This window comes from Pseudomonas sp. MM213 (genome assembly GCF_020423045.1).
In the GTDB taxonomy this organism is placed as follows: Bacteria; Pseudomonadota; Gammaproteobacteria; order Pseudomonadales; family Pseudomonadaceae; genus Aquipseudomonas; species Aquipseudomonas migulae.
In genome coordinates this window covers 2,154,324-2,176,552 of sequence record NZ_CP081943.1, presented here as the reverse complement: position 1 = coordinate 2,176,552, position 22,229 = coordinate 2,154,324, and the positions used below count along the sequence as shown (strand labels likewise).

The 22,229-nt window shown below is 57.1% G+C and carries 20 protein-coding genes; 14 read left to right on the top strand and 6 right to left on the bottom strand.

Annotated elements, in window-relative coordinates; all coding sequences use genetic code 11:
- Nucleotides 1-69 precede the first annotated feature (69 nt).
- Entirely contained in the window at nt 70-801 is a 732-nt protein-coding gene (locus K5R88_RS09830) for a CpsD/CapB family tyrosine-protein kinase (RefSeq protein ID WP_223437084.1), read from the top strand.
- Between the two features lie 46 nt (nt 802-847).
- Here K5R88_RS09830 and galE read toward each other — a convergent pair whose 3' ends face one another.
- The 3 genes from galE to K5R88_RS09815 are packed head-to-tail and all read right to left on the bottom strand — an operon-like array spanning nt 848 to nt 6,016.
- Nucleotides 848-1,825 (bottom strand): UDP-glucose 4-epimerase GalE, encoded by a 978-nt coding sequence (galE, locus tag K5R88_RS09825; RefSeq protein WP_226299881.1) that lies wholly within the window; start codon nt 1,823-1,825, stop codon nt 848-850.
- Between the two features lie 43 nt (nt 1,826-1,868).
- Entirely contained in the window at nt 1,869-4,484 is a 2,616-nt protein-coding gene (locus K5R88_RS09820) for a cellulase family glycosylhydrolase (protein WP_226299880.1), read from the bottom strand.
- Nucleotides 4,485-4,489: 5 nt separating this feature from the next.
- A complete protein-coding gene (locus K5R88_RS09815; RefSeq protein WP_008041071.1) occupies nt 4,490-6,016 on the bottom strand; it encodes an O-antigen ligase family protein in 1,527 nt (508 codons plus the stop codon).
- Between the two features lie 95 nt (nt 6,017-6,111).
- On the opposite strand from K5R88_RS09815, the gene K5R88_RS09810 reads away from it, so the two are divergent.
- From K5R88_RS09810 to K5R88_RS09750, 13 genes are all read left to right on the top strand, one after another.
- On the top strand, nt 6,112-7,488 hold the full coding sequence (locus tag K5R88_RS09810; RefSeq protein WP_226299879.1) for an oligosaccharide flippase family protein: 1,377 nt from the start codon (nt 6,112-6,114) through the stop codon (nt 7,486-7,488).
- 52 nt (nt 7,489-7,540) lie between these two features.
- A complete protein-coding gene (locus K5R88_RS09805; RefSeq protein ID WP_008041073.1) occupies nt 7,541-7,735 on the top strand; it encodes a hypothetical protein in 195 nt (64 codons plus the stop codon).
- Nucleotides 7,732-9,195, top strand: a complete 1,464-nt coding sequence (locus K5R88_RS09800; RefSeq protein WP_226299878.1) for a GMC oxidoreductase — start codon at nt 7,732-7,734, stop codon at nt 9,193-9,195. Before K5R88_RS09805 ends, K5R88_RS09800 begins: the two co-directional genes overlap by 4 nt.
- A 75-nt stretch (nt 9,196-9,270) precedes the next feature.
- On the top strand, nt 9,271-9,882 hold the full coding sequence (locus K5R88_RS09795) for an acyltransferase (RefSeq protein ID WP_226299877.1): 612 nt from the start codon (nt 9,271-9,273) through the stop codon (nt 9,880-9,882).
- Entirely contained in the window at nt 9,879-10,835 is a 957-nt protein-coding gene (locus K5R88_RS09790; RefSeq protein WP_008041076.1) for a glycosyltransferase family 2 protein, read from the top strand. The genes K5R88_RS09795 and K5R88_RS09790 overlap by 4 nt, the downstream gene beginning before the upstream one ends.
- 8 nt (nt 10,836-10,843) lie before the next feature.
- Nucleotides 10,844-11,368 carry a serine O-acetyltransferase gene (locus K5R88_RS09785; protein WP_008033928.1) on the top strand — a complete coding sequence of 175 codons (525 nt, stop codon included), beginning with the start codon at nt 10,844-10,846 and terminating at the stop codon, nt 11,366-11,368.
- A gap of 43 nt (nt 11,369-11,411) precedes the next feature.
- Nucleotides 11,412-12,389, top strand: coding sequence for a glycosyltransferase family 2 protein (locus K5R88_RS09780; RefSeq protein WP_226300256.1), 978 nt, complete (start codon nt 11,412-11,414; stop codon nt 12,387-12,389).
- A 7-nt stretch (nt 12,390-12,396) separates the two neighbouring features.
- A complete protein-coding gene (locus tag K5R88_RS09775; RefSeq protein ID WP_226299876.1) occupies nt 12,397-13,332 on the top strand; it encodes a DUF535 family protein in 936 nt (311 codons plus the stop codon).
- A gap of 75 nt (nt 13,333-13,407) precedes the next feature.
- On the top strand, nt 13,408-14,610 hold the full coding sequence (locus K5R88_RS09770; protein WP_226299875.1) for a glycosyltransferase family 4 protein: 1,203 nt from the start codon (nt 13,408-13,410) through the stop codon (nt 14,608-14,610).
- Nucleotides 14,607-15,794, top strand: coding sequence for a glycosyltransferase family 2 protein (locus K5R88_RS09765; RefSeq protein ID WP_226299874.1), 1,188 nt, complete (start codon nt 14,607-14,609; stop codon nt 15,792-15,794). The genes K5R88_RS09770 and K5R88_RS09765 overlap by 4 nt, the downstream gene beginning before the upstream one ends.
- Nucleotides 15,794-16,528: a WecB/TagA/CpsF family glycosyltransferase gene (locus K5R88_RS09760; RefSeq protein ID WP_226299873.1), complete on the top strand. Its 735-nt coding sequence runs from the start codon at nt 15,794-15,796 to the stop codon at nt 16,526-16,528. The genes K5R88_RS09765 and K5R88_RS09760 overlap by 1 nt, the downstream gene beginning before the upstream one ends.
- 375 nt (nt 16,529-16,903) lie before the next feature.
- Nucleotides 16,904-18,037, top strand: coding sequence for a hypothetical protein (locus K5R88_RS09755; protein WP_226300255.1), 1,134 nt, complete (start codon nt 16,904-16,906; stop codon nt 18,035-18,037).
- Nucleotides 18,038-18,095: 58 nt separating this feature from the next.
- Nucleotides 18,096-19,247 (top strand): glycosyltransferase 61 family protein, encoded by a 1,152-nt coding sequence (locus K5R88_RS09750; protein WP_226299872.1) that lies wholly within the window; start codon nt 18,096-18,098, stop codon nt 19,245-19,247.
- Here the strand turns inward: K5R88_RS09750 and K5R88_RS09745 are convergent.
- The 3 genes from K5R88_RS09745 to K5R88_RS09735 form a co-directional block, all read right to left on the bottom strand.
- Nucleotides 19,244-20,668 carry an undecaprenyl-phosphate glucose phosphotransferase gene (locus tag K5R88_RS09745; RefSeq protein ID WP_008041091.1) on the bottom strand — a complete coding sequence of 475 codons (1,425 nt, stop codon included), beginning with the start codon at nt 20,666-20,668 and terminating at the stop codon, nt 19,244-19,246. The genes K5R88_RS09750 and K5R88_RS09745 overlap by 4 nt on opposite strands.
- 384 nt (nt 20,669-21,052) lie before the next feature.
- The gene (locus tag K5R88_RS09740; protein WP_226299871.1) at nt 21,053-21,574 is read right to left on the bottom strand and encodes a cytochrome C; all 522 of its coding nucleotides are present in this window, start codon (nt 21,572-21,574) and stop codon (nt 21,053-21,055) included.
- 125 nt (nt 21,575-21,699) lie between these two features.
- Nucleotides 21,700-22,221, bottom strand: a complete 522-nt coding sequence (locus K5R88_RS09735) for a methylamine dehydrogenase light chain (protein ID WP_226299870.1) — start codon at nt 22,219-22,221, stop codon at nt 21,700-21,702.
- Between the last annotated feature and the right edge of the window lie 8 nt (nt 22,222-22,229).

The window sequence follows — 22,229 nt, the reverse complement described above, 5'->3', positions numbered from 1 at the left end:
TTTAACAAGACCGATACCGAAGATGATGAAAAACAGTCGTCCTCGGCTCTCGTGGCCACGCCAAAAGCCATGACCGCAACCGGGCACTCTGCAGGTCTGAATGCGCTCAGTTATGTGCAAACCAAAGTTGTGCCTTTGCGCCCGGATCATCTCGAGCGTAACCGCATTGTGGCGTACAACAAGAACTCGAACATGGGCGGGGCGTTCGATCTGCTACGCACGCAAGTTCTGAAAATCATGGAAGAAAACGGCTGGCGTACGCTTGCCATCACCTCGCCGACGCCGGAGGCAGGCAAGACGGTCCTGGCGATCAACCTGGCAATGAGCATCGCCCATCACACCACCAAGACTGCATTGCTGGTGGATTTTGACCTGCGCCGTCCGACAGTGGGTGCCTGCCTGGGTCTGCCGATGGATAAATCGCTCAATGAGTACCTGGCCGACGAAGCGGAACTGCAAGAGGTTCTGGTCAACCCGACCTTGCCGCGTTTTGTCGTCCTGCCGACCCGTAAGCCGATTCCTCTCTCCACCGAGGTGTTGTCATCGCCCGCAGTGACCCATTTGATCAGTGATCTGCGTGAACGCTACAACTCGCGTATCGTGATTTTCGACTTGCCGCCAATCCTCAGCTCGGACGATGTCATTACCGTCCTGCCGAAATTCGACTGCGTCCTGCTCGTGGTCGCCAACGGCATGAACAGCAAGAAAGAGATCGAGGAAAGCCTGCATCACCTGGGCTCAGCCAATCTGATTGGTACGGTGCTGAACAAAGCCGAGCCGCAAAACCGCTCTTACTACTAGCGCGTCACCCTTCGGCGCGCGGCGCGTTATGCGCCAGCGCCGACTGTCAGTGCCAAGGGTGCTTCTGCTCCCACTTCCAGGCGTGCGTCACGATCTCTTCAAGCGAGGCAAATTGAGTTTGCCAGCCCAGTATTGCGTTGGCCTTTCGAGGGTCGGCCACCAGCCGTGGCGGGTCGCCGGCACGGCGGGGCGCGTCACTGACGCAGAAGTCCTGGCCGGTGACGCGACGCACAGTGTCTATCACTTCCTGTACTGAAAACCCTTGGCCGTTACCGAGGTTGAACGCCGTGCTTGCGCCACCGGCCAGCAGATAATCCACGGCGAGTGCGTGAGCGGCAACGAGATCGACCACGTGGACGTAGTCGCGAATACAGGTGCCGTCCGGCGTGTCGTAATCCCGACCAAACACGGTGATGGATTCGCGTCGGCCCGAGGCCGCTTGCAGGATCAGTGGCAGCAGGTGGGTTTCCGGTTCATGGCGTTCACCCAGCTGTCCTTCAGGGTCGGCGCCGGCGGCATTGAAGTAGCGCAGGCACACCGATTTAAGACCGTAGGCGCGGTCGAAGTCTTCCAGTATCTGCTCCACCATCCACTTGCTGCGGCCATAAGGGTTGATGGCGGCCTTGGGATGTTCTTCGTCGATGGGCACGTATACCGGGTCACCATAGACGGCGGCGGTCGAGGAAAAAACCAAGTGTTTGACCTTCGCGCGCACCATGGCTTGTAGCAGCGTCAGCGTAGCGGCGAGGTTGTTCCGGTAATACTTGGCTGGCTCGGTGACGGATTCGCCGACCTGGATAAATGAAGCGAAGTGGAACACCGCATCAAAATGTTCAGCAGCAAAAACATCGTCCAGGGCTTGCGTGTCGGCGATGTCCAGTTCGACCAGCTTTCCGCCCGGCAAGGCGCTGCGGTAGCCGGTGGAAAAATTGTCTGCCACCACCAGCTCGTGACCCGCACGCAGCAATTGTTTCACCATGTGCGAGCCGATGTAGCCTGCGCCGCCAATCACCAAAAACTTCATCCTGACCTCCTGGAAACTGTTCCTGTGCAAGCGGATTGCAGCGTCAGCGAGTGGCGTTTTTTCTCAAAAACAACCAATTGGACGCCTGCAGGTCGTCGAACTTGATCGTATAGCGTCCATCCACATAGGTTGCGGGCAGTTTCTTCATTTGTGCGAGCGTGCCGTTAGTAAAGAGCGTCAGGCCAGGCGGTGCCTGGAGGCTCAGCGTGCCCTCCAGAGGCTCCACATAAAATGGTGTTTTGTCGTCTTCCTTGGGGATGGCGCGGGTGCCCAATGAAATCAGCAAATCCTTCGATTGTGCGACGGGTGCGTTGTCCAGGCTCTGCACCACCACACTGGCATTCGCCGTTTTCACTTGCACCTTGATGTTCCCGAGGCTGATCGATTCGCCGCCGATCCAGCCGGTGACAGCCTGGGTACGTGGCGTATCGATGGTGTAGATGCCTTGTTTCCAGTTGCGCTTGAGCTCGCCCGTATCCGTCGTGGACTCGCTGGCATTGGCGTCCAGCAACGACTGGTCAGGGTCATGAAACACCTTGGCAGTGCTCGGGATAATGCCCGGCTGCAACCAGGCCAGTTCCGGCGTTTGTGGCATGGCGATTTGCAGCTTGCCTATCTCCATCGCCGTGCGCAGCAGTGCAGAATTGGCCGGCGACACGGGTTTGTTGAACAGGGTGTCGGGCGTCGGTGCGAAGACGTACGTCGTGTTGGCTTCGCTGACGTCACCGCGACGATAGAGCAAGGCGGCGGCGGGCAGGGTGGCCAGCATGGCGGGGTCGTTGTAGGCGTGCCAGTTATCGGCCGTTACCCAGTCGCCGTCGAATGATTGCTGGCTGTAGGCATATTGCATCAGCGCGTCCCAGCCTTGGTGGCTGGCGGTGCCGGCGACATAGAGTGGCAACGAGTGGCGGTCGGGTGTCGGGAATGGTTCGTTGTTCCACTCGGTGACGGTCAGGGGTTTGCCTGTCACCTGGCCGGCGGCGATCCAGTCGATGATGCCGTCGGAGGTGAGCGGGTTTTTCTCCAGCTGGCCCGCGCCGCCGTAGCTGTGAACGTCGATGACATCACCGCTGGTCAAGGCCGGCAATGAGCTCAGGCCGTCACCTCCCCAACTGCTGGTGGTGGCAATGGGCACCTTCACGCCGAGGTCGCGCAGATGCTGAATCATCTCTACGTTGAAACGCTGTTCCAGATCGTTAAGGAACAGTTTGGAGGGGCCATGCTCCCACGAACGCCAGGTCAGTCCTTGCGATAGATTGTGCTGGCTGGCAAAGACATCGGCCTGGTTTTTGTAGAGCTTCCAGTGCTTGGGAACTCCCTTGTCTCGCAACAGGGCATTGCCGAAGTGTTGAGTGACGTCGTTTTCGTTGGTGATCAGGACGGCGGCGATTGCCGGCTCGTCTTTGTAGGCGAGGCCGGTAAAGGGATTTACATGGGTCATGTAGGCTTCGGTGAAGCGTTTCATGGCCTGCTGAATGGTGATGTTTACATACGCGTAACCCTTGAGGCTGGCGTTGTTCTGCTCATTTTTTGGCAGCTCATCGAAGGCAAAAATGTTGTCCTTCGGCATAAGGGCTCGCTCGACGTGCATGTCGAGCCAGACATAAATACCTTCGTCTTTCAGGCACTTGATCCACCAGTCGATTTTTTTCAGCGACTGCGCGCTGAGTTGCTGAGTGTCATGCGTGAGGTCGCGCTCGCCAAAAATGTTCGGGCTGACCCAGGGTGAGTCATGGTGGTGCAGTCGCACGAGGTTGAAACCGAGTGCCGACAGGCGTTTGGCTTGCTGCTTGATTGCATCGTCGGACGTTTGGAACAGCGCGTAGGACGTGATGTTGGTGCCCCAGAAACGCGCCGGGGTGTTGTCGGCGAACATCAGCTGCTCGCCGGACGCTTTGACGAAACCGCGCTTGCCCGCAGGTTTTTCGTCAGCATTGAGAAACGACAGATCGACCGGTGAGGTTTTTATGTCGATGTTGTCGTTCGGCCAACGTGTCGGGTCCGTCAGGCCAAAGCGCTCGGTCAGGGTCGGGCCGAGTGTCACATCACCCGAGACGCTCAGGGTGGCTTTGATGTTTTGCTGGCCGGGCCTGATCGTGCTTTTGTAGAAAAAAGCGCGCACCTCGGATCGGTCGCCGGGTTCAAAATAGACACTCGCCAATGCCGGCTCAAAACGCATCTCGATGCGTCGTCCTTGTGCGTTTCCCCAGGCCCAACCGCTGTTGTCGGGGAGCAGCACCGGTTCGCCCATCTCTTCAGCGAACAGTGCCGGGTCAAACTTGAAGACGATGCCTCCGCCCATTACACCCGACTTCGTGCTGTGCGCATCGAGGGCAAAGTTCCAGGTCAGCTTTTGCTCGCCGTCCTTTTGAATCTGCGCCGTCAAGTCGAAGTCCAGGTCTTTGTTCTGGCCTTCCAGGGAGTAACTGTGGGGGGCGTTTGCCTTGAACCGGGACGCAAAATACAACCACTCCCAGTTGCTTCCCCAGAAGGTGAATGTCGATGCCAAGACGGGGCTGCCACCGCGTGTCAGCATCGGCAGGCCGCTGCGCTCATCCACGCTCGCAACCCAGTCCGACGCCCAGCTCCTGAACGGCCAGATGGCAACGCACAGGAGCGCGATGAGCAGCAGAGGTGTGCGGCGAAACAAGCTGGGCATTGGCATTACCGAAGTTGAGGATGGGCACTTACAGCGGTTGCAGGTGAGGTTTGCCTGAGCTTGCGAACCATCTGGACATAGGCAACGCCCAGCCCGGCCACCGACCAATACACCACGGGGATTACCGTGATGCTGCTGACGGTAACGATGGTCACCAATATGCCCGCCAGGGTCGCGAAGAGTGCACGCCCCAGTCGGCGCGTCTCATCGTCCTTGTCGGAGAAAGAACGCATTGCCTTGCGCAGACCGAAGAGCACCGTGGCGAAAAAAGCCACGAACAGTGTCAGCCCGATCAACCCGACCTGCAGCGCCACGTTGATGTAGGTGTTCACGATATCGATGATGCCCTGGCCCTGAATCATGGACTGCATTTCCGGCGTGTTGCGGAAGTCGAAAGCGCCGAACAAGGGGTTGCGCTGGATCACGATCATTGCGTTATCGATCAAGCGTTGCCGGTACGTGATGTTCTCTACTTCGATCGTGCCTAAGAACGGTAGCAGGTCCAGCACTTTTTGCCCGCCAGGCACGACCGCCAGCAAGGACAGGGCGAGCACGCCGACCAACGCCAGCAGAATCAGGCGTTTGAAAGCGCTGCGGCCGGTGGCGATGAAGGTTGCGATCATGACGGCGGCCCCGATCCACGGGCCGCGCGACAGCGGTGCAAACAACCCGCCGGCCAGCAGCAGTGCGCCGAGGCGGCGCTGGAACTTGCTGCGCACGTTTTCCTGCAGATACATATAAAAGCCGATGGCTGTGCTGATCACGAAGCCCAGCGCAATCGCCTGGCCGGTCGTGGCGCTGGCGCGCAATGAACCGCCACGGTTCAGGTATCCGGACATTTCCCATTGCATGCCCAAGGCATCGATCAACGCGCTGTACAGCAGCCAGCTGCGGGCAAATTCGAATAGGCCAATAATCGACAACACCATGGAGGCGAGGACAAAGGCCAACAGTGCGTCCTTGAAGTCGCTGAGGTTTTTCAGTGCCCGGCTGGCCACGTAGTACGGCAGAAAAACTTCGATGAACATGTAGAGCACTTGGCGCAAGGTGTCGGTGGGCGTGGTTTCGCGCAGCAACAGCAGGCTCGCCAGCAGGATGTTGGCGGCCAACAGTTTGTCAGGCCAGGTCCGCCCGAATGCCAGCGTGTCTGCACGCTGGCGCAGCACAAAAAACGCCGGCAGCAAAACGCACAAGGACAGCAGGCGAATATGGTTGAGATCGAAAAAGTAGTTGATCACGCCCAAGCCTGGAATCTGCGCCGAGGCCGGCGGGACCAGAAACAGCAGAAAGAAGAACAGCGCGATGGGGTTGCGCTCGCGTTTTCCCGCGACGGTCATGATGACGGCGGCAACGGCTGCATACACCCAGAAGCTGTGCGAGACGAAGACCAGGAGCGTCAACACGAACCACAGATTGCGGCGACGCGTGAAGTCGCTGTAGGGGATAAGGTCCGCTGCAGCCCGGCGTGAAAGGGTAAAAACGATGCCGGCCAGAACCAGAATGACGGTTAACGCGCGTAAGTGCTCAGGCATGAGTTTTTAAACTTATTGAGTGGTGAGCGAAGCATAGTGGATTGCCTGATTGCGGCTATAGTAACGTTCGTGCCACAGAGTCCGGGATTGATGTTATGCCTTCAGTTGATATATCGCCATCGTTGAGCCTGCGCAAGCGAGCGATATTCGCCGGAGCATGGAATCTCGGAGCACTTGTCACCTCTCAAGCCGTGCGCCTGGGCGGCAACCTGATCATGGCTCGCCTGCTGATGCCGGAGATGTTCGGCATCATGATTATCGCTACCACCGTTTCGGTCGTTATCCATTTGCTTTCCGATGTGGGCTTGCGCCAGAACATCATCCAGAGCCCGCGTGGTGACGATCCGGTATTTCTCAATACCGTCTGGACCGTGCAGATCGTGCGCGGTTTTATCCTTTTTGCCTCGACGCTTCTGATTGCAGGCCTGGCCTGGTTTGCGCAGGTCATCAATCTGTGGTCGCCTGGATCCACCTATGCCGCACCGGAGTTGCCGCTGGTGTTGGCCATTACTGGCTTGTCCGCGCTCATCTATGGTTTTCAGTCGACAAAGGTCGACGTGGCCGTTCGTGCATTCCAGCAAAAGAAAGTCGTGCTCGCCGAGTTTGCGTCCCAGATTTCCGGCCTGCTGGTGATGCTGGTTATTGGCTACTTCACCCGGTCTATCTGGTCGCTGGTGGGGGCGGGTCTGGTTTCCGCCCTGGTCAGTCTGCTTCTGGGGCATTTCTGGTTCAAGGGCCCGCATAACCATCTGCAGTGGGATCGCAGTGCGCTCCAGGAGCTGGTCGTCTTCGGGCGCTGGATATTGTTGTCGTCGGCAGTGGGCGTATTGGCCATGAATGGCGATCGCATCTGGTTCGGCGGCAGCATGTCGGCCGCCGAACTGGGTGTTTATTCCATTGCCGTGCTGATTCTGGGGGCTATTACTCTCGGCGCGCAGAGGCTGGTTGGCGCCGTGGCGTTGCCAGCTTTCAGCGAGGCGGCAAGAAGCAATGACACCGTACGGCTGCGCGCTTTGTATGACCGCTTCAGACTGATTATCGACATCGCCTTGCTGTTTATTTGCGGGCTGTTGTGGGTCATCAGCCCTCTCATCATTCACTGGTTATATGATGAGCGTTATGCCGAGGCCGGCAACATGATGGCCGTGCTCTCACTGTCTTTCTTCATCTTGCGCTATGGCGTGGCGCATCAAGCCTGGCTTGCCTTGGGGCTCACGAAGTACCAGGCCATGGATAACATTATTCGCGCCATCTCGTTATGGGTGTTACTGCCGCTGCTGCTGGCCGTTGGCGGCGTGAAATATGCAATTTGGGGTGTCGCGCTGCATACGTTTCCTACACTTGTGCTAATTGTTTATGTGAACCGTCGTGTGGGGCTGTTCAATCTCAAACGAGAGCTGGCTGTACTGCCAATGGTGCTGGTAGGCGTCGGGTTTGGGGAGTTAGTGTTGGGCCTTGCCAATTGGCTTTGACTTGATTCAAGTCTTTTGCAGTCTTCAATTTCAATGTCGGGGAGCTTGAAGCATGAGTGAACTTGATTTGAATATCTCCGCGATGGGGCGCAGAGAACTCCTCCAGGCGTTCGCTCTATTAAGTCTGGGGGGGATGACATTTGGACTGCCCTCGCTCCTTGCTTCGCCTTCTTCTGAAAAAAGCGGGTTTGTCGTCGTCAACGGCTGGGTGTTGCCGGCCCAGTATTTTCGGCAAACGCGAACATGATCAAAGATTACCAATCGCAGAAAGAACTCCGCGATCATTATGACTTCTGCATCATCGGGGCCGGGCCGGCGGGCATCACGCTGGCGTTGCGCCTGGCCGGGAATGGTCGGCACGTGTTGCTGATCGAGGGCGGGGGGCACGAGTATTCGCAGCCCTCGCAAACCCTTTATGACTGCCCCTCGACAGGCCTGGATGTCTACGCACATGAAACACGCCTGCGCTTTCTCGGCGGCACGTCCAACCACTGGGCGGGGCGTTGCCGTCCCTTCGAGAAGTCAGACTTCGAAATGGCTCCTCCGGTCAAACTGCCCGGCTGGCCCATCGCGTTTTCCGAGATCGAGCGTTATCTGCCAGCGGCCATGGCTATTGTGGATCTTCCGACGGATTCCGGATTCAAGGCCATTAATGCGTCCATGGATGGCAACGACTTTGACGCGGATCGTTTCCTGCTGAGCCCGCCGACACGATTTGCACAAAAATACGCCAAGGAACTTCAAGAGACCGAGGGGCTTGATGTCTTCATCAATTGCAACTGTGTCGATCTTGAGTTCGATGCCAGGACCGGCCGCATAGCCACCATCGTTGTGTCCGATTACGAGAAGCACCGGGAGCGAGTGAAGGCAAAGCAATTCATTCTGGCGACGGGCGCCATCGAGAATGCCCGGCAGCTGATGAACAGCGAGTCCCTGGCATCCGCCGGCATTGTCAGCAAGGACGGTTTCGTCGGCAGATGTTTCATGGAACACCTGAACCTCGAGCTGGGCACCTTCATTCTGGGGGAGGGGCAGAGTACCGAGCCTCGGCAGTATTTCACCACCGATGCGTTTGTCGCGCACTTTCAGTCAGGTAAAGGGAACGTTTCTGCTGCGTTGCTGGCGGAGGTCAAAGCCTATGGGCGAACAGCGGCCATCAAGGGTTTTCTGGAGACCCTCGTCTGCGACGTCGGAATGGGGCACAAGATCGATTTCATTACGAATTTCAATTGCCCTGGCGACGGGGTGATTACCACCCTCATCGAACAATTTCCCAACCTTAACAGCCGCGTCAATTTGCTCGAGGCGCGAGATGTCTTGGGGATGCGCAAGGTCAACATCAACTGGGAGCTGGTCCTCGAAGACAGGCATACCATCAAATCGATAGGGCTGGAGGTGGCGAAGTGTTTTGCCGAAACGGGGTTGGGCTTCGTCAAGCTGCATGAGTACGTGTATGACGTCTCTGTGCCACTGAAAGTGACGCCCCATGCTCATCATATGGGGACTACACGGATGGCCTCGGCGCCTGAGTCCGGTGTGGTCGACGAGAACTGCAAAGTGTTCGGCACCGAGAATCTTTACGTGGCGGGCAGCAGTGTCTTTCCTACAGCCGGTGCGAGCAATCCGACCATGCCGCTTTTACAGCTTACCCTGAGGCTGGCAGATCATCTCAATCATCAAGAGGGCCCGGCGGGCAGATATTCCTGATACTACAATCAAAAAAACCGGGGTGTACCTGGCTCTGGCACGGATGAACATCGCAGGATTTGTGAGGCTGACAGGATGATAGGGCTGGCAAGACGTGCTGTAAGTTATTACGTCAACAAAACGGGGCGGGGACGCTGGCTCTTTAAACGGTTTTGTAATCCTGACGGGTTCGAGTGGGCTCGATATCTGGCGCGCTGGGGATCGCTGCATTCCATCGGCAGCAATGTGTGGATCAATGTCGGGTGCAATATCGCTGACCCTTCGCTGGTGCGCCTCGGCAACAACATCGCTTTAGCGGATTGCACGCTGTTCTGCCACGATGGAGCCGTTTTCTTCTCCACTATCTACAACGTAAAACTCGATTCTGTCGGACCTGTCGACATCCGTGACAACTGCTTTGTCGGGCATGCTGCGATCATCATGCCGTGCGTGACCGTAGGTCCGGGTTCAATTGTCGCCGCAGGTGCTGTTGTCAGGAAAGATGTTCCGCCTGGTGTCGTTGTCGCGGGCAATCCAGCGAGGGTCATTTGTACCGTTGACGAGCTGATGAAAAAATTCGAGACGCGCTGCAACGACTATCCGTGGATGGACCTGATCAGAGAACGCAACGGTGCCTATGATCCAGGCGTGGAGCCGGCGCTGACGGCCATGCGAGTGCAGTACTTTTTTGGCGAGTCACCCAAATGATCAATACGCCCCTTGATGTGCTGGTCGTCAACTACAACACAGCGAAGCTGTTGCAGCCGATGTTTGATGCATTGCGCCAGTCAAACAGTGCGGATCTGACGCGCTACTTGATGGTGGACAATGCCTCTGCCGACAATTCGCTGGAGTGTCTGGCCTCCATTTGCCCGGAGGCGTTGCTGCTGGCCAATGACAAAAATGTGGGCTTTGGCCGTGCCAACAATCAGTTGGTTGAACACTTGCAAGGCAAGTACGCGTTACTCCTCAATACCGACGCTTTTGTTGCCGCCGACACCCTGAACAAAACCCTCGAATACATGGAGGCTCATCCTGATTGCGGCGTGCTTGGCGTTCGGCTGGTCGGACGCGAAGGCGACTTGCAACCCTCCTGCCGCTATTTCCCCACACCGTTGAATGTCTTCCTTTCCCGTGCAGGGCTTGAGCGCTTTTTCCCGGTGGTGAAGCGGGTCGACGACATGGAATGGGATCACGACTCGGTCCGTGAATGCGACTGGGTGCCCGGCTGCTATTACCTGATTCGCCGGGAAGTCATCGACCAGGTGGGCCTGTTCGACCCGCGCTACTTCCTTTACTACGAGGAAGTTGACCACTGCAAACGCGTCAAACAGGCCGGTTGGAAGGTGGTTTTTTACCCGCATACCACGGTGGTGCATATCGGTGGTGAAAGCGCCAAAACAGTGGTTGAACTCAACGCGGTCAGTCGGCAAATACCCAGGATGCAAATCGAAAGCGAGCTGTTGTACTTCCGCAAGCACCACGGCCTGCTGGGGTTGGGCTGGCATATGTTCCTGGTTTGCCTGGGGGATCTGATTCTGGCGCTCAAGGCGCTGCTCAAAGGTCGTGGCCGAGCCGCCATCGCGGCGTGCTGGCAGCATACGCGTGCCACTTGGGCGCTGCTGCGTGAAACCCGACTCGCTACCCAACCCACACGGTAGGTCAATCAATGTTCGAGAATATAAGGGCGGACTTGCGTGCCTATGGTGGTGATTGGGGCGCTCAGGGATTCTGGGTCATGCTGGTTTATCGCTTTGGGCGCTGGCGCTACGGTGTGCGCCCGGCACTGCTGCGTAAACTGCTCTCCTTTATCTATAAAGTGCTCTTCAAACTGGTGCAGATCATGACGGGCATCGAGTTGCCCTGTGAAGTCGTGGTCGGGCGCAACTTCGTCATCGATCATTTCGGCGGCATTGTGATCAGTGGCTATGCGCAGTTTGGCGATGATTGCCGGATCCGCAATGGCGTCGTCGTAGGCCTGAAGAATGTGAACGAGCCGATTGCCCCGGTGATTGGCAATAATGTGGATATCGGCACCGGGGCCAAGGTATTGGGCAATATCCGCATTGGTAACAATGTCGTGATCGGCGCCAACGCCGTGGTACTGACCGACGTACCCGACGACTCGGTGGCCGTGGGTGTGCCCGCGACCATCAAGAAAAGGAAGTCAGTAGAAACAGAGGAATACTCATGAGTTATCCGAAGGCCTGTTTCGATGGCGGCGCTGAGTGAGCGTCATGACTACCGGCATGGGTGTCGTTGTGATCGGTCGTAATGAAGGACTGCGGTTGCAGCGTTGCCTGGCGTCGCTGGTTGATGCCGTGCAGCAGGTCGTTTATGTCGACTCCGGCTCAACCGATGGTTCGGTGCCAATGGCGCAGGCGCTTGGTGTCGAGGTGGTCGAGCTGGATATGAGCATCCCCTTTACCGCTGCACGCGCGCGCAATGAAGGGTTTGCCTGCGTGCAACGCGTGTTGCCTTCGCTACGTCATGTGCAGTTCGTCGATGGTGATTGCGAGGTCGTCGGCGGCTGGCTGCCAAAGGCGCAAGCCTTTCTGGATGCGCATCCTGAGGTGGCGGTGGTATGTGGGCGACGCCGTGAACGCTTTCCTCAGCATTCGATTTACAACCTGTTGTGCGATCTCGAATGGGACACGCCGATAGGCGAGGCCAAGGCCTGCGGGGGCGATGCGTTGATGCGGGCTGACGCCTTCGCCGATGTGTCGGGGTTTCGCCCGGATCTGATTGCCGGGGAAGAGCCCGAGTTGTGTGTGCGGCTGCGTGCCAAGGGCTGGAAAGTCTGGCGGCTGCCTGAGGAAATGACCCTGCACGATGCGACCATGACCCGGTTCGGCCAATGGTGGAAGCGAACCCTGCGCGGCGGCTACGCTTTTGCCGAAGGTGCTTATTTGCATGGGGCGGCCCCCGAGCAGCATTGGCTGCGTGAGTCACGCCGCGCGTGGTTCTGGGGCCTGGGCATTCCGCTGGCAACTGTTCTCGCCAGCCTGGTGTTGGGAGGGGCTGGCCTGCTGTTGCTGCTGGTTTACCCATTGCAGGTCGTGCGCCTGGCCCGTCGGGGTTCGGGATCCGCGCGGGAAAACTGGTTGCAGGCATTCTTTCTGGTGCTGGGAAAATTTCCCGAGATGCTGGGGCAATTGAAGTTTCTTTTGAACAGGTTCGGCGCTCGCAAGTCCGCGTTGATCGAATACAAGTGAGACTTAAATGAATAACTGGCAACTGCTGAAAAACGCGTTTTCTTTGCATGCTGGTTATTCATTGAGATCCGTGAAAAACAAGCTCGAATTAATGATTTTAGTGGCAAAGAACTGGGCTGACCTCAAGCTGTTCACCGGGCGTATGTCGAACGCTTTGGGCAGTGCCGGTTTTGCGAAGTTGGGCGGGGATTGTGTGGGGGTTGTTCATTGGCCCTACATCAGCAAAAGCTGGAACCCTCAGGACCGACTGAGTGTGTTGGCCTCGCACTATGAAGTGGTGACGAAAAGCTGCCCGCAGCTATTGCTGTTTGGTCGAAGTGAAAGTCTGGTGTTGAGTGACTTGTCGGCCTTCGCTGCCGATTGTTCCCTGGTGCTGGATCGACCCATTTGGTTTATGCGCGAAGGCGAGCTGGTGTTGAACCTGTTTCAGGGTGATTTACGCATTGCATCGATTGCGTTCACCTTGTGTTGCACCGAGGGTGAGCTGTGTATTTTCATCGGTGCCGTGCAAGGGATTCACAAAGGGGTAGAGAGCGAACGCTCCCTGGACATTTACCGGGAGCTGACAAAAAGTTTCGAAGGTCTTCGGCCACGAAGCTTTCTGATTGAAGTCATCAAATACATCGCGGCCCGGATTGGCGTTGAAAGGATCTACGCAGTAAGCGACGGGTTCCGTCATCACCGGCACGCCTATTTTGGTGCTGAAAAAACCCAGGACCTGGCGGCCAATTACGATGTGATCTGGCTGGAACATGGCGCGACGCCGTCAGCGCGGGAAGACTTCTTTGAAATCCCCATGGCCCCGTCGAGCAAACCGCTTGAGAGTATCGCTTCGAAAAAACGCGCCATGTACCGCAGGCGTTATGAGTTGCTGGAGGACACGTTCAAAAAGATAGACGGCGTGTTGATTGGCAGTTATAGCCACCCGCGTGGGGCTGATTGAGGTTCCAGGCCACTGAACTACCGTGGGATGCCCCGCTGTAATCATTCACCGCAACGACAGCCAAGCTTGGTGCTTATGCGTATCGCTTACTTCATCAATCAATACCCCAAAGTCAGCCATAGCTTCATTCGTCGGGAGATTCTGGCATTGGAGCGTCAGGGCTTTGAAGTGCAGCGCATTGCCCTGCGCGGCTGGGATGCGCAGTTGGTGGATGCCGAGGACGTGTCCGAACAAGCCCAGACCCACTATGTGTTGCAGGGCGGAGTCAAAGCGCTGGCAGGGCCGGTGCTGCAAGTGCTGCGCGCTCAGCCTCGACGCTTTTTTTCGACGCTGTGGCTGGCGTTGCGCATGGGCCTGCGTGCCGATCGGCCGTGGCCGTACCATGTGATCTATTTGTTCGAGGCGTGCCGGTTGTTGTCCTGGTTGCAAGCGTTCGGCGCCAGGCATGTGCATGCGCATTTCGGCACCAATTCAACCGAGGTGGTGATGTTGGCCCGTGCGCTCGGCGGGCCTGCGTACAGCTTTACCGTGCACGGCCCGGAAGAGTTCGACAAACCACAATTTATCCATCTGGGCGAGAAAGTCCGGCGCGCGGCGTTTGTCGCAGCGATCAGTTCCTATGGGCGCAGCCAGTTGTTTCGCTGGGTGGAGCATGCGCATTGGGAAAAGGTCAAGGTGGTTCACTGCGGCCTGGAGCGGGCGTTTCATGAGGTGCCGGCTGTCGCTGTGCCGCCTGTGCCGCGGTTGGTGTGCGTGGGGCGCTTGTGCGAGCAGAAGGGGCAACTGTTGTTGCTTGAGGCAGCGCGAAAACTGGCGGCGCAAGGCGTGGTGTTCGAGATCGTACTGGCCGGCGACGGGGAAATGCGTGCAGAGATCGAAACCCTGATTGCGCGGCACGGCTTGCAGGCGCAGGTGCGCATTACCGGCTGGATCAGCAGCGATCAGGTGCGGGCGCAAATCCTGGCGGCGCGGGCGCTGGTGTTGCCGAGCTTCGGCGAGGGCTTGCCGGTGGTCATCATGGAAGCCATGGCCTTGCGCCGGCCTGTGCTGACGACCTACGTGGCGGGCATTCCCGAACTGGTGCGTCAGGGTGAGAACGGCTGGTTGTTTCCCGCGGGCGCCGTGGATGAGTTGGCGGTGGCGCTGGCCGACTGCCTCGCGCAACCTGTCGAGGTGTTGCAGCGGATGGGCGATGCCGCGTATCAGCGGGTGCTGGAGCGGCACGATATCGATACCGAAGCAGCCAAGCTGGCTGAATTGTTCAAGGCGCACGCATGATCACGTTACTGGGTTGGCTGTTCAGTGCACTGCTGATACTCATCGTCCTGCCGGTGTGGGTGTTGTTCGTGCAGGTGCTGCTGGCCAGCCTGCCGGTGCGATCGCTTGCACCGGCGCAAGGATCGCGACCGAGGGTGGCGGTGCTGGTGCCGGCTCACAACGAGTCCTCGCTGATCGTCGCGACGTTGAACAGCATTCTGCCGCAACTGCTGGCGGGCGATCGCCTGGTGGTTGTCGCGGACAACTGTACTGACGACACGGCCGCGCTGGCCCGCGCCGCGGGTGCCGAGGTGGTGGAGCGCAGCAATGCTCAGCAGCGAGGCAAGGGGTATGCACTGGACTTCGGGGTGCGTTACCTGGCCAGCGATGCACCGGACGTGATGATCGTTGTCGATGCCGATTCGCGGGTGGGTGAAGGCTCGATTGAGCGTTTGGCACTGTGCTGCATCGACTCCGGGCGTCCAGCACAGGCCCTGTACTTGATGCATGCGCCTGCAGGCTCCGGGTTGAAAGTGCAAATTGCCGAATTCGCCTGGTGCGTGAAGAATCAGGTGCGAGCGCAGGGGTGGGCCCGACTGGGGTTGCCTTGTTCGTTGATGGGCTCGGGAATGGCGTTCGTCTGGCGGGATCTGGCGTTGATCGAATTAGCCAGTGGCCACATCGTCGAAGATTTGAAGATGGGCCTGGATTTCTGCCGAAGCGGCAAACCGCCCCTGTTTTGTCCCGATGCGTTGGTCAGCAGTGATTTTCCGCGCAGCGACGAAGGCCTGAGCATCCAGCGTACACGCTGGGAGCATGGTCATCTCGGGGTCATCCTCAGTGATGCGCCAAGGTTGCTGTTAGAGGCTATCCGCACAGGCAACTTGAACCTTCTGGCAATGACCGCGGATTTACTGGTCCCGCCGCTGGCCTTGCTGACGTTGCTGCTGGTGGTTGCGTTCAGCCTCTCATGGCTGGTGGTGTTGCTCGGCGGTGCGTTGGCGCCAGCCTTGATCGCGTCTTTCGGGCTCGCACTGTTGGGCGTGACTGTCTTGCTGGCATGGAGTCGGTTCGGTCGCGGGATCATCGCGTTTTCGGCCTTGTTGTATGCGCCGTTCTACGCGTTGAAGAAAATCCCGCTGTACATTGGTTTTGTGCTCAAGCGCCAGGTCGACTGGGTGCGTTCGAAGCGAGATGACACCTGATGAGCCCCTTATCCTGGCAGCACAACTGGCAAACCATCCTGCGCAAACTCAGGGTGGTTCGCGATGCTGGCGACGAACAACAATTGATTGATGCATTGTCCCGGTCCGAGGGGACGACAGTGCTTGGATTCGTCAATGCCCATGCCATGAACCTGGTGACGGCCAACCCCGCTTATTACGACGCGCTGTCGGCGGCCGACGTGTTGTTACGGGATGGCTCCGGCATGGCCATCCTGTATCGCCGACTCGGTCTCGAACCGGGGCTGAATATGAACGGCACCGATTTCATCCCCAAATTACTGGCCGCCTACAAGGGCCGACGCGTGGCGTTCTGGGGAACTGAAGAGACCTTCCTTGCCAACGCGGTGCGGCATTGCGAAGCGGTGTTTGCGGTCAATGTCGTCTCTGCTCACCATGGTTTTGCAGGGGGGGATGATTACGTCAACCTTGCCCGTCAGTCACTGCCGGAACTGGTGGTGCTGGGGATGGGCATGCCCAAGCAGGAAGTCGTTGCCGCGAGACTGGCCGCCAGTGGCGTGCCATGCCTCGTGGTATGCGGTGGGGCGATCCTGGATTTTCTCGGCGGCAAGGTGACGCGAGCTCCGCAATGGGTGCGTCGCCTCGGTTGTGAGTGGGTGTTCCGGCTGCTCAGTGAGCCAAAGCGATTATTCACTCGCTATATCGTGGGTAACCCCAAGTTTTTGTTACGCACACTCATCTGTCGAAGTTCCTGACGTAACAGGAATTTGACGTCAGTTTTAATATTCGGGCTGCCTGAAAAGCACGTCTGAAATATCTTGCAAAACTCTGCGCCAGCATCTTTACTCACCCTTGTATTACCGACTCGGTGGATGAGTTGGAGCGTTTTTTTGTTAAGGTTGGAGACGAATAAATGACGTCAGAAAATCTTGATTACAGAGAGTGAATGGCGAGTTTCTCGCAAGAAAGACAGCTGGACGTACATTCAAAAAACAGCGCACATCATATGGGTAGTTATGGTTTGCCGCATATTTTGAAAAGCGTGGTGAGCTATCGACTCTCATTTCGAGTGTTTGATCTATTGGTTTGAAAACTCAAATGAACGCTTCTTGATGTGTGCTAATAAGCAAATGAACGCATATATATCAAAACAGATACACAAGTTAATGTCGCCTTCCATGCGATTTGAGCTAAGAAAAGCGCTCGCCTGGTTACGTGATATAGCCGCGCGCGCCTGTGTTTGGCGCTGGGAAATCGCCAGGTTCAAACTGCGGGAAGACAGCCGCTACGACATTCTTTACGTGGGCAGAAAATCCCAGCGGGAATTTGTGAAGGTGCTCCTGGGGGCTGAGCCTCAGGGGGTTGATAACCTGTCGAAATCAGACCGCACGGTCGTTGTCAGTGACATGCCGAGCTGGGGTGCATTGTATGTGCCGCAATACCTGAGTGCTGTCGTGCCACTGCGCAGATCCATTGATGAGATTACGGCGCGATACAACACCGAGTTACGGCGCAATCTACGCAAGAACCGGTTGCGCTACGGTATGAAGCAAGCATTGAACGATGATGAGATTGAAACGGCGGATAGGGAAATGCTTCAACCCTATGCCAGGGCCCGTCATGGCGCAGCCGCCTCGCAAATTGCATCACATGAAGTTCAGCGGGTGGCTAAAAGAGCCGGGCGCCTCGATCTGGTGGTGTTGGAAGACCAGGTTGTTGCCTGCCATCTGGGGTGCGTCGTCACTCGCGCGGGCAAGCGCTATTGGAGCACCGTGCGTTTTGGCTACCCTGACGAAGTGTTTTCAGATGCCAGGAAATTACGTGAAGTCAATTCCATCACCACGTTCATGGCGCTCGAGTGGGCAATAGAAAACGGATTTGATTACTACGATATCGGGACGTGTCTGGCACGTCCGGACGACGGGCTTCTTGAGTGGAAAAGAAGGCGCGGCGGTGATGTCGATACGCTGGGAAACCATGGCTACGTGTTTGTTCGGCTGCCCAGGACCGGCGCTGCGCAGTTTCTGTGGGAGACGCCGCTTTTTGCTGTTGAAGGCAAACATCTGACACTTCATCTTGGAATACCCGACGGGCCAAGTGATGAAGAAGTTGCAAATCGATATCGTGAAATGGGCTTTGGAGGACTATTCAAACTGTATCTCCATTGTTCCAGGGAACCGGGCGCCGCGCTGCTCGATAACTTGCGTAGTCGCTATGCTCATTTGAAGTCGCCGCCCATTCTGCAAACTGTTCTCTGCACTTGAGATATTGAAAAGTAGTTGGCTGTAAATACTGCGCAATCATATTGCGCCGGGGGTGTCTATGTCGGAATTCAGCGCGTTGGCAAGTAGCGGCCCGGCGAAGTGGAGCCTGGCGGCTTATAAACACCTCTTTAAAACACGCCTTGCCCGGAAACCAGCATTAGCGCTGCAAAGTATGGCAGTGAAAACCTTGGATATTGCGCCGGGTGAAGTCGCGTTTGCTCAACCCGCCTTCTTTCTTCCCAATCAACTTGAGCGTGTGACGGGATGGGAAGAGCAACTTTTTTATCCCCATGAACATCCCCGTCGCACAATGGAAGGCATCGGTCGTGTTGAACATGGACCGACCCGGGGTTATTTGCTCAAAGATGTCTGGATGATCGATGGCGCGCTCTACAAGGGAAACGCCAAATCCTGGTTGACGCCGGGCGTTGGCCGGCTGCCGGGGGTTCGCGTCGAAAACGAAATCGAGCGCGGCGCGTTGTATTGCACGGCGGGGGGCAACAAGTGGTTTGGCAGTTGGCTGACGGACGATTGCCTGACCTATTCACTGGCCTGCAACGAAGGCGTTCCAGTGACCACGGCTCCCTCCGCCAACATTGTTTCCACCACCAGGAACGGCATCCTTCACACCCCCGGTTATGAGGACTGGCTTGGCATGAAGCCGGTTCGTTTACGTAATGCGTTTTTTCGTGAACTCGTGATCTTTGACGACATAAGCCAAAATCGCCACAAGCATCTGCGCTTCCGTGCAATGGGCGAAAAGTTGCTGTCCCACGTCAACACGAGCGCTCATCCAGGCGTGTTTATCCTGAGAGGTGGTCGCGGCGATTTACGCTTGTTGCGTAACGAAATGGAGTTGGCTGAGCGTTTGCGTGATCGTCGAGGTTTTCGCATTCTCGACCCGGCGCTGTGCGATGTTGCGACCATTGTCGCGACCTGTGCCGGTGCAAGGACCGTGATAGGGGTCGAGGGCAGTCAATTGATCCATGGGGTTAATGTATTGCCGCCGGGTGGGGCGCTGCTGGTGTTGCAACCTCCTGAGCGTTTCATCTGCTATTTCAAGTACCTGACCGATCGTGACCATCAACACTTTGGTTTTGTCGTCGGTACTCCCGCGGGCAATGGTTTTACTATCGACCCCGATGAGGTCGAGCGCACGCTGGACCTGTTTCCGTCATCGTGCTGCTCCTACAGTTTCACCACGGATTAATAGGCCTGTTTGCCGGAGAAGGCCGATACCGTTCGTAAAAGAATGATGAAGTCGAGCCAGAGCGACCAGTTGTTGATGTACTCGATGTCTGAGTCAACCCGGCGAATCATTTGTTCTACATCTTTCGTTTCACCACGAAGACCCCGCACCTGCGCCAGCCCGGTGATACCCGGTTTAATGTTATGTCGCGCAAAGTAGCCCGAGACATCGGGTGAGTACTGCACGTCGTGTTGAATCGCGTGCGGGCGAGGCCCCACCAGCGACATTTCGCCCATCAACACGTTGAACAATTGCGGCAGCTCATCGAGGCTGGTTTTGCGAATAAAGGCGCCCACCCTGGTCACGCGTGGATCATTCTTTTGTGCCTGCTTGACGGTGCCGTCCGACGGCTGATGGACCACCATGCTTCTGAACTTCCAGATACTGAAAACTTCGCCGCTCCACCCCATGCGTTGCTGACGAAAGAACACGGGACCGGGGCTATCGATCTTGATCGCAAGGGCAACTAACGCCAGCACTGGCGCCGCAAAAAGCAGGATCAGAAAAGCGCCGACCTTGTCTTCGAGATTCTTCAGAAACAGTCGCATCCCCATCAGCGGAGTTTCGGACAAGGTCAGCACGGGAATGCCGGCAATCTCGCGAACACTGTGGTTGATCAACTTCAAGGCGAAAATGTCAGGCACCCAGTTAACCCTGACGTGTTTGTCGAACAGGCTTAAATAAACCTTCTGAATAACTTCGGAACCACCCACTGGGGTCACAAAATAGACGGTACGAATGGCGTGTTTGACAACCAACTCATCAAGATCAGAGATATTGCCCAGTATCGACAGGCGTGGTGCGCCTTCCACGCCTTCCTTTGCCCAGTCATCGTCCGCGCCAATCAACACACAGCCAACGATGCGTTCACCGAGCCAGGGGTTGTTACTGATTTTCTTGTGGAGGTAGCTCGCCAGCTCGCCCGAGCCAATGATCAGCGAGTTTTCCAGTTGCGTCGGGTGGGCCAGGAATTTCTTCTGCATTTCCCGTGAGGCGAGGTGCAAAAACAACTGGGCGAAATAGCCAAGAACAAATAACTCCCCAACCAATAGCCGCGAATACCGTTCGCTGGTTTTGGTCAGGAAAGCCATGGCAACGAGAAAACCAAAGGTCGCGGTCCATGCCTTCAGAAGCTTGAAGGCTTTGACAGTGAACCCGACATTGCTGCGGTAAATGGCATAGTGGTCGTACACGACGGCCAGCGCGCCAAGCAGCAGCAAGAGCATGATGACGTAGTCTTGCGAGATGAAGCCGATGTGATAATTGATCAAGAACCACGCAACACCGGTTACCGCAACGCAATCGAGACCGGCCTGAACAACGATACTGGTACTGCTTCTTCGCTGGAGAACGGAACGGGTACTGTTAGGCTCAAATATCATCTTTAGACCTCATTTGCTTTCCCTTGCGCTCGGTAATGACGAGATTCAGGTCAACACAGCCCTCATTTGAGAGCCTCAGCGTCACCGACAAGCTGCTCATACTTGTGACAGGTTTGCACCCTCAAATGCGTAAATCCGGTGAGACGAAGACAGGTGCTGTCACTTTAGCACCACTGTGCACACATTCATTCTATAGCTACGGATTCAGACAACATCCATAAATAAAAATGCACTCGGATACAAGGTGCCGGGCAAACCACGGAGAGACGCCTGCACGGCGTTTGCCGCAAGGTCGTCTTGTTATCGCAGAGGAGAGTTGGCGTAGCGGAAGGGCGGGGGAACTGGCCCCCGTTTTTGCAATGACGGCTTTGGTTCAAGCCGTTGTCAGTTGTTCATCCCGTCTTCAATTGCGATGCCTTGCGCACGCATTTGCTGGATCAGGCCGGCGCGGGTGCCGGGGAGGTTGAGCATGGTTTCTGCGCGCAGTGCCGCCACTTCGTCGGCGCTGTAAGGCTGATAGTCGGCCGGCGTGCTTTTGCCCGCCATCCCGTCGGCACGGATCAACCAGTTGAGCAGGTCGGCCAGTTGCGCGTTGTCCAGCGCGGACTGCGACATGCCCGGTACGCGCACGAGAAACTCGCGGCCGCCCGGCACTTTCAGAAAGTTGCCGACAAACCCCGCCATCCGGGGCGTGTCATTCGCGGCAGAACCCATGCCATTGCCCAGGTGGCAACCGGCGCATTGCAGTTGGTAGTTCACGCCAACGCTGTAACCGGCCTGGGCAATCGGTTTTTGCAGGGCTTCATTGCCCGGCGCATGCTGTTGCGCCGGGTCCGGGATGGCCCTGGCATGAACGAGCGGGGCGGTCATGGCGCAGACAAGACCGAGGATGAGCAACCTACCCATAAGCAGCACCTCCACCTGTGCAGGAGAAAAACGGACCTGTAGGAGCCAGCTTGCTGGCGATAGCGTTTTCAGAGACGCCATCGCCGGCAAGCCGGCTCCTACAAATAGCCAACCGCAATCAAGCGTTAAACCGCGACGCCACGAATGATCGAAACGGTGCAGTGGTAGATGTGCGATTTGGCGGCCAGGCACCAGTTCACATCGTTGTTGTTGAACGGGCGATAGGCCGGTTCTTCACTGTCGTTACGGGTGCAGGCGCACTGCGCACAGCTCTGCTTACCGCAGCAGTCGTTGTACGAAATGATGTAATCCTTGCCGTCGGCCGGGTTGCGGCAGGTGCCGATCCAGGTCACTTGCGACACTTCCGTGCCCGGCGGACAGGACGTCACCGATCCTCCGCAGCAGCTGCACAAAAAGCCATCGATGGAGCAGTAGCGCCAGTAGTCGCAGGTGTTCGGATCACCCGGGTCACCGGCTTTCGGGTTCTCGGCGGCCAGGGCTTTGCTGGTGCGATCCAGCGGCAACAGCAGCGGCAACGCGGCGCCGGCAACCATCAGAGAACCCATGCGCGACAGCAGTTTGCGTCGTGAGGTTGTGTCGGCAACACGACGAGTCGAACGCTCAAACAACAGATCCAGCAGTTTCATGAAAGTCT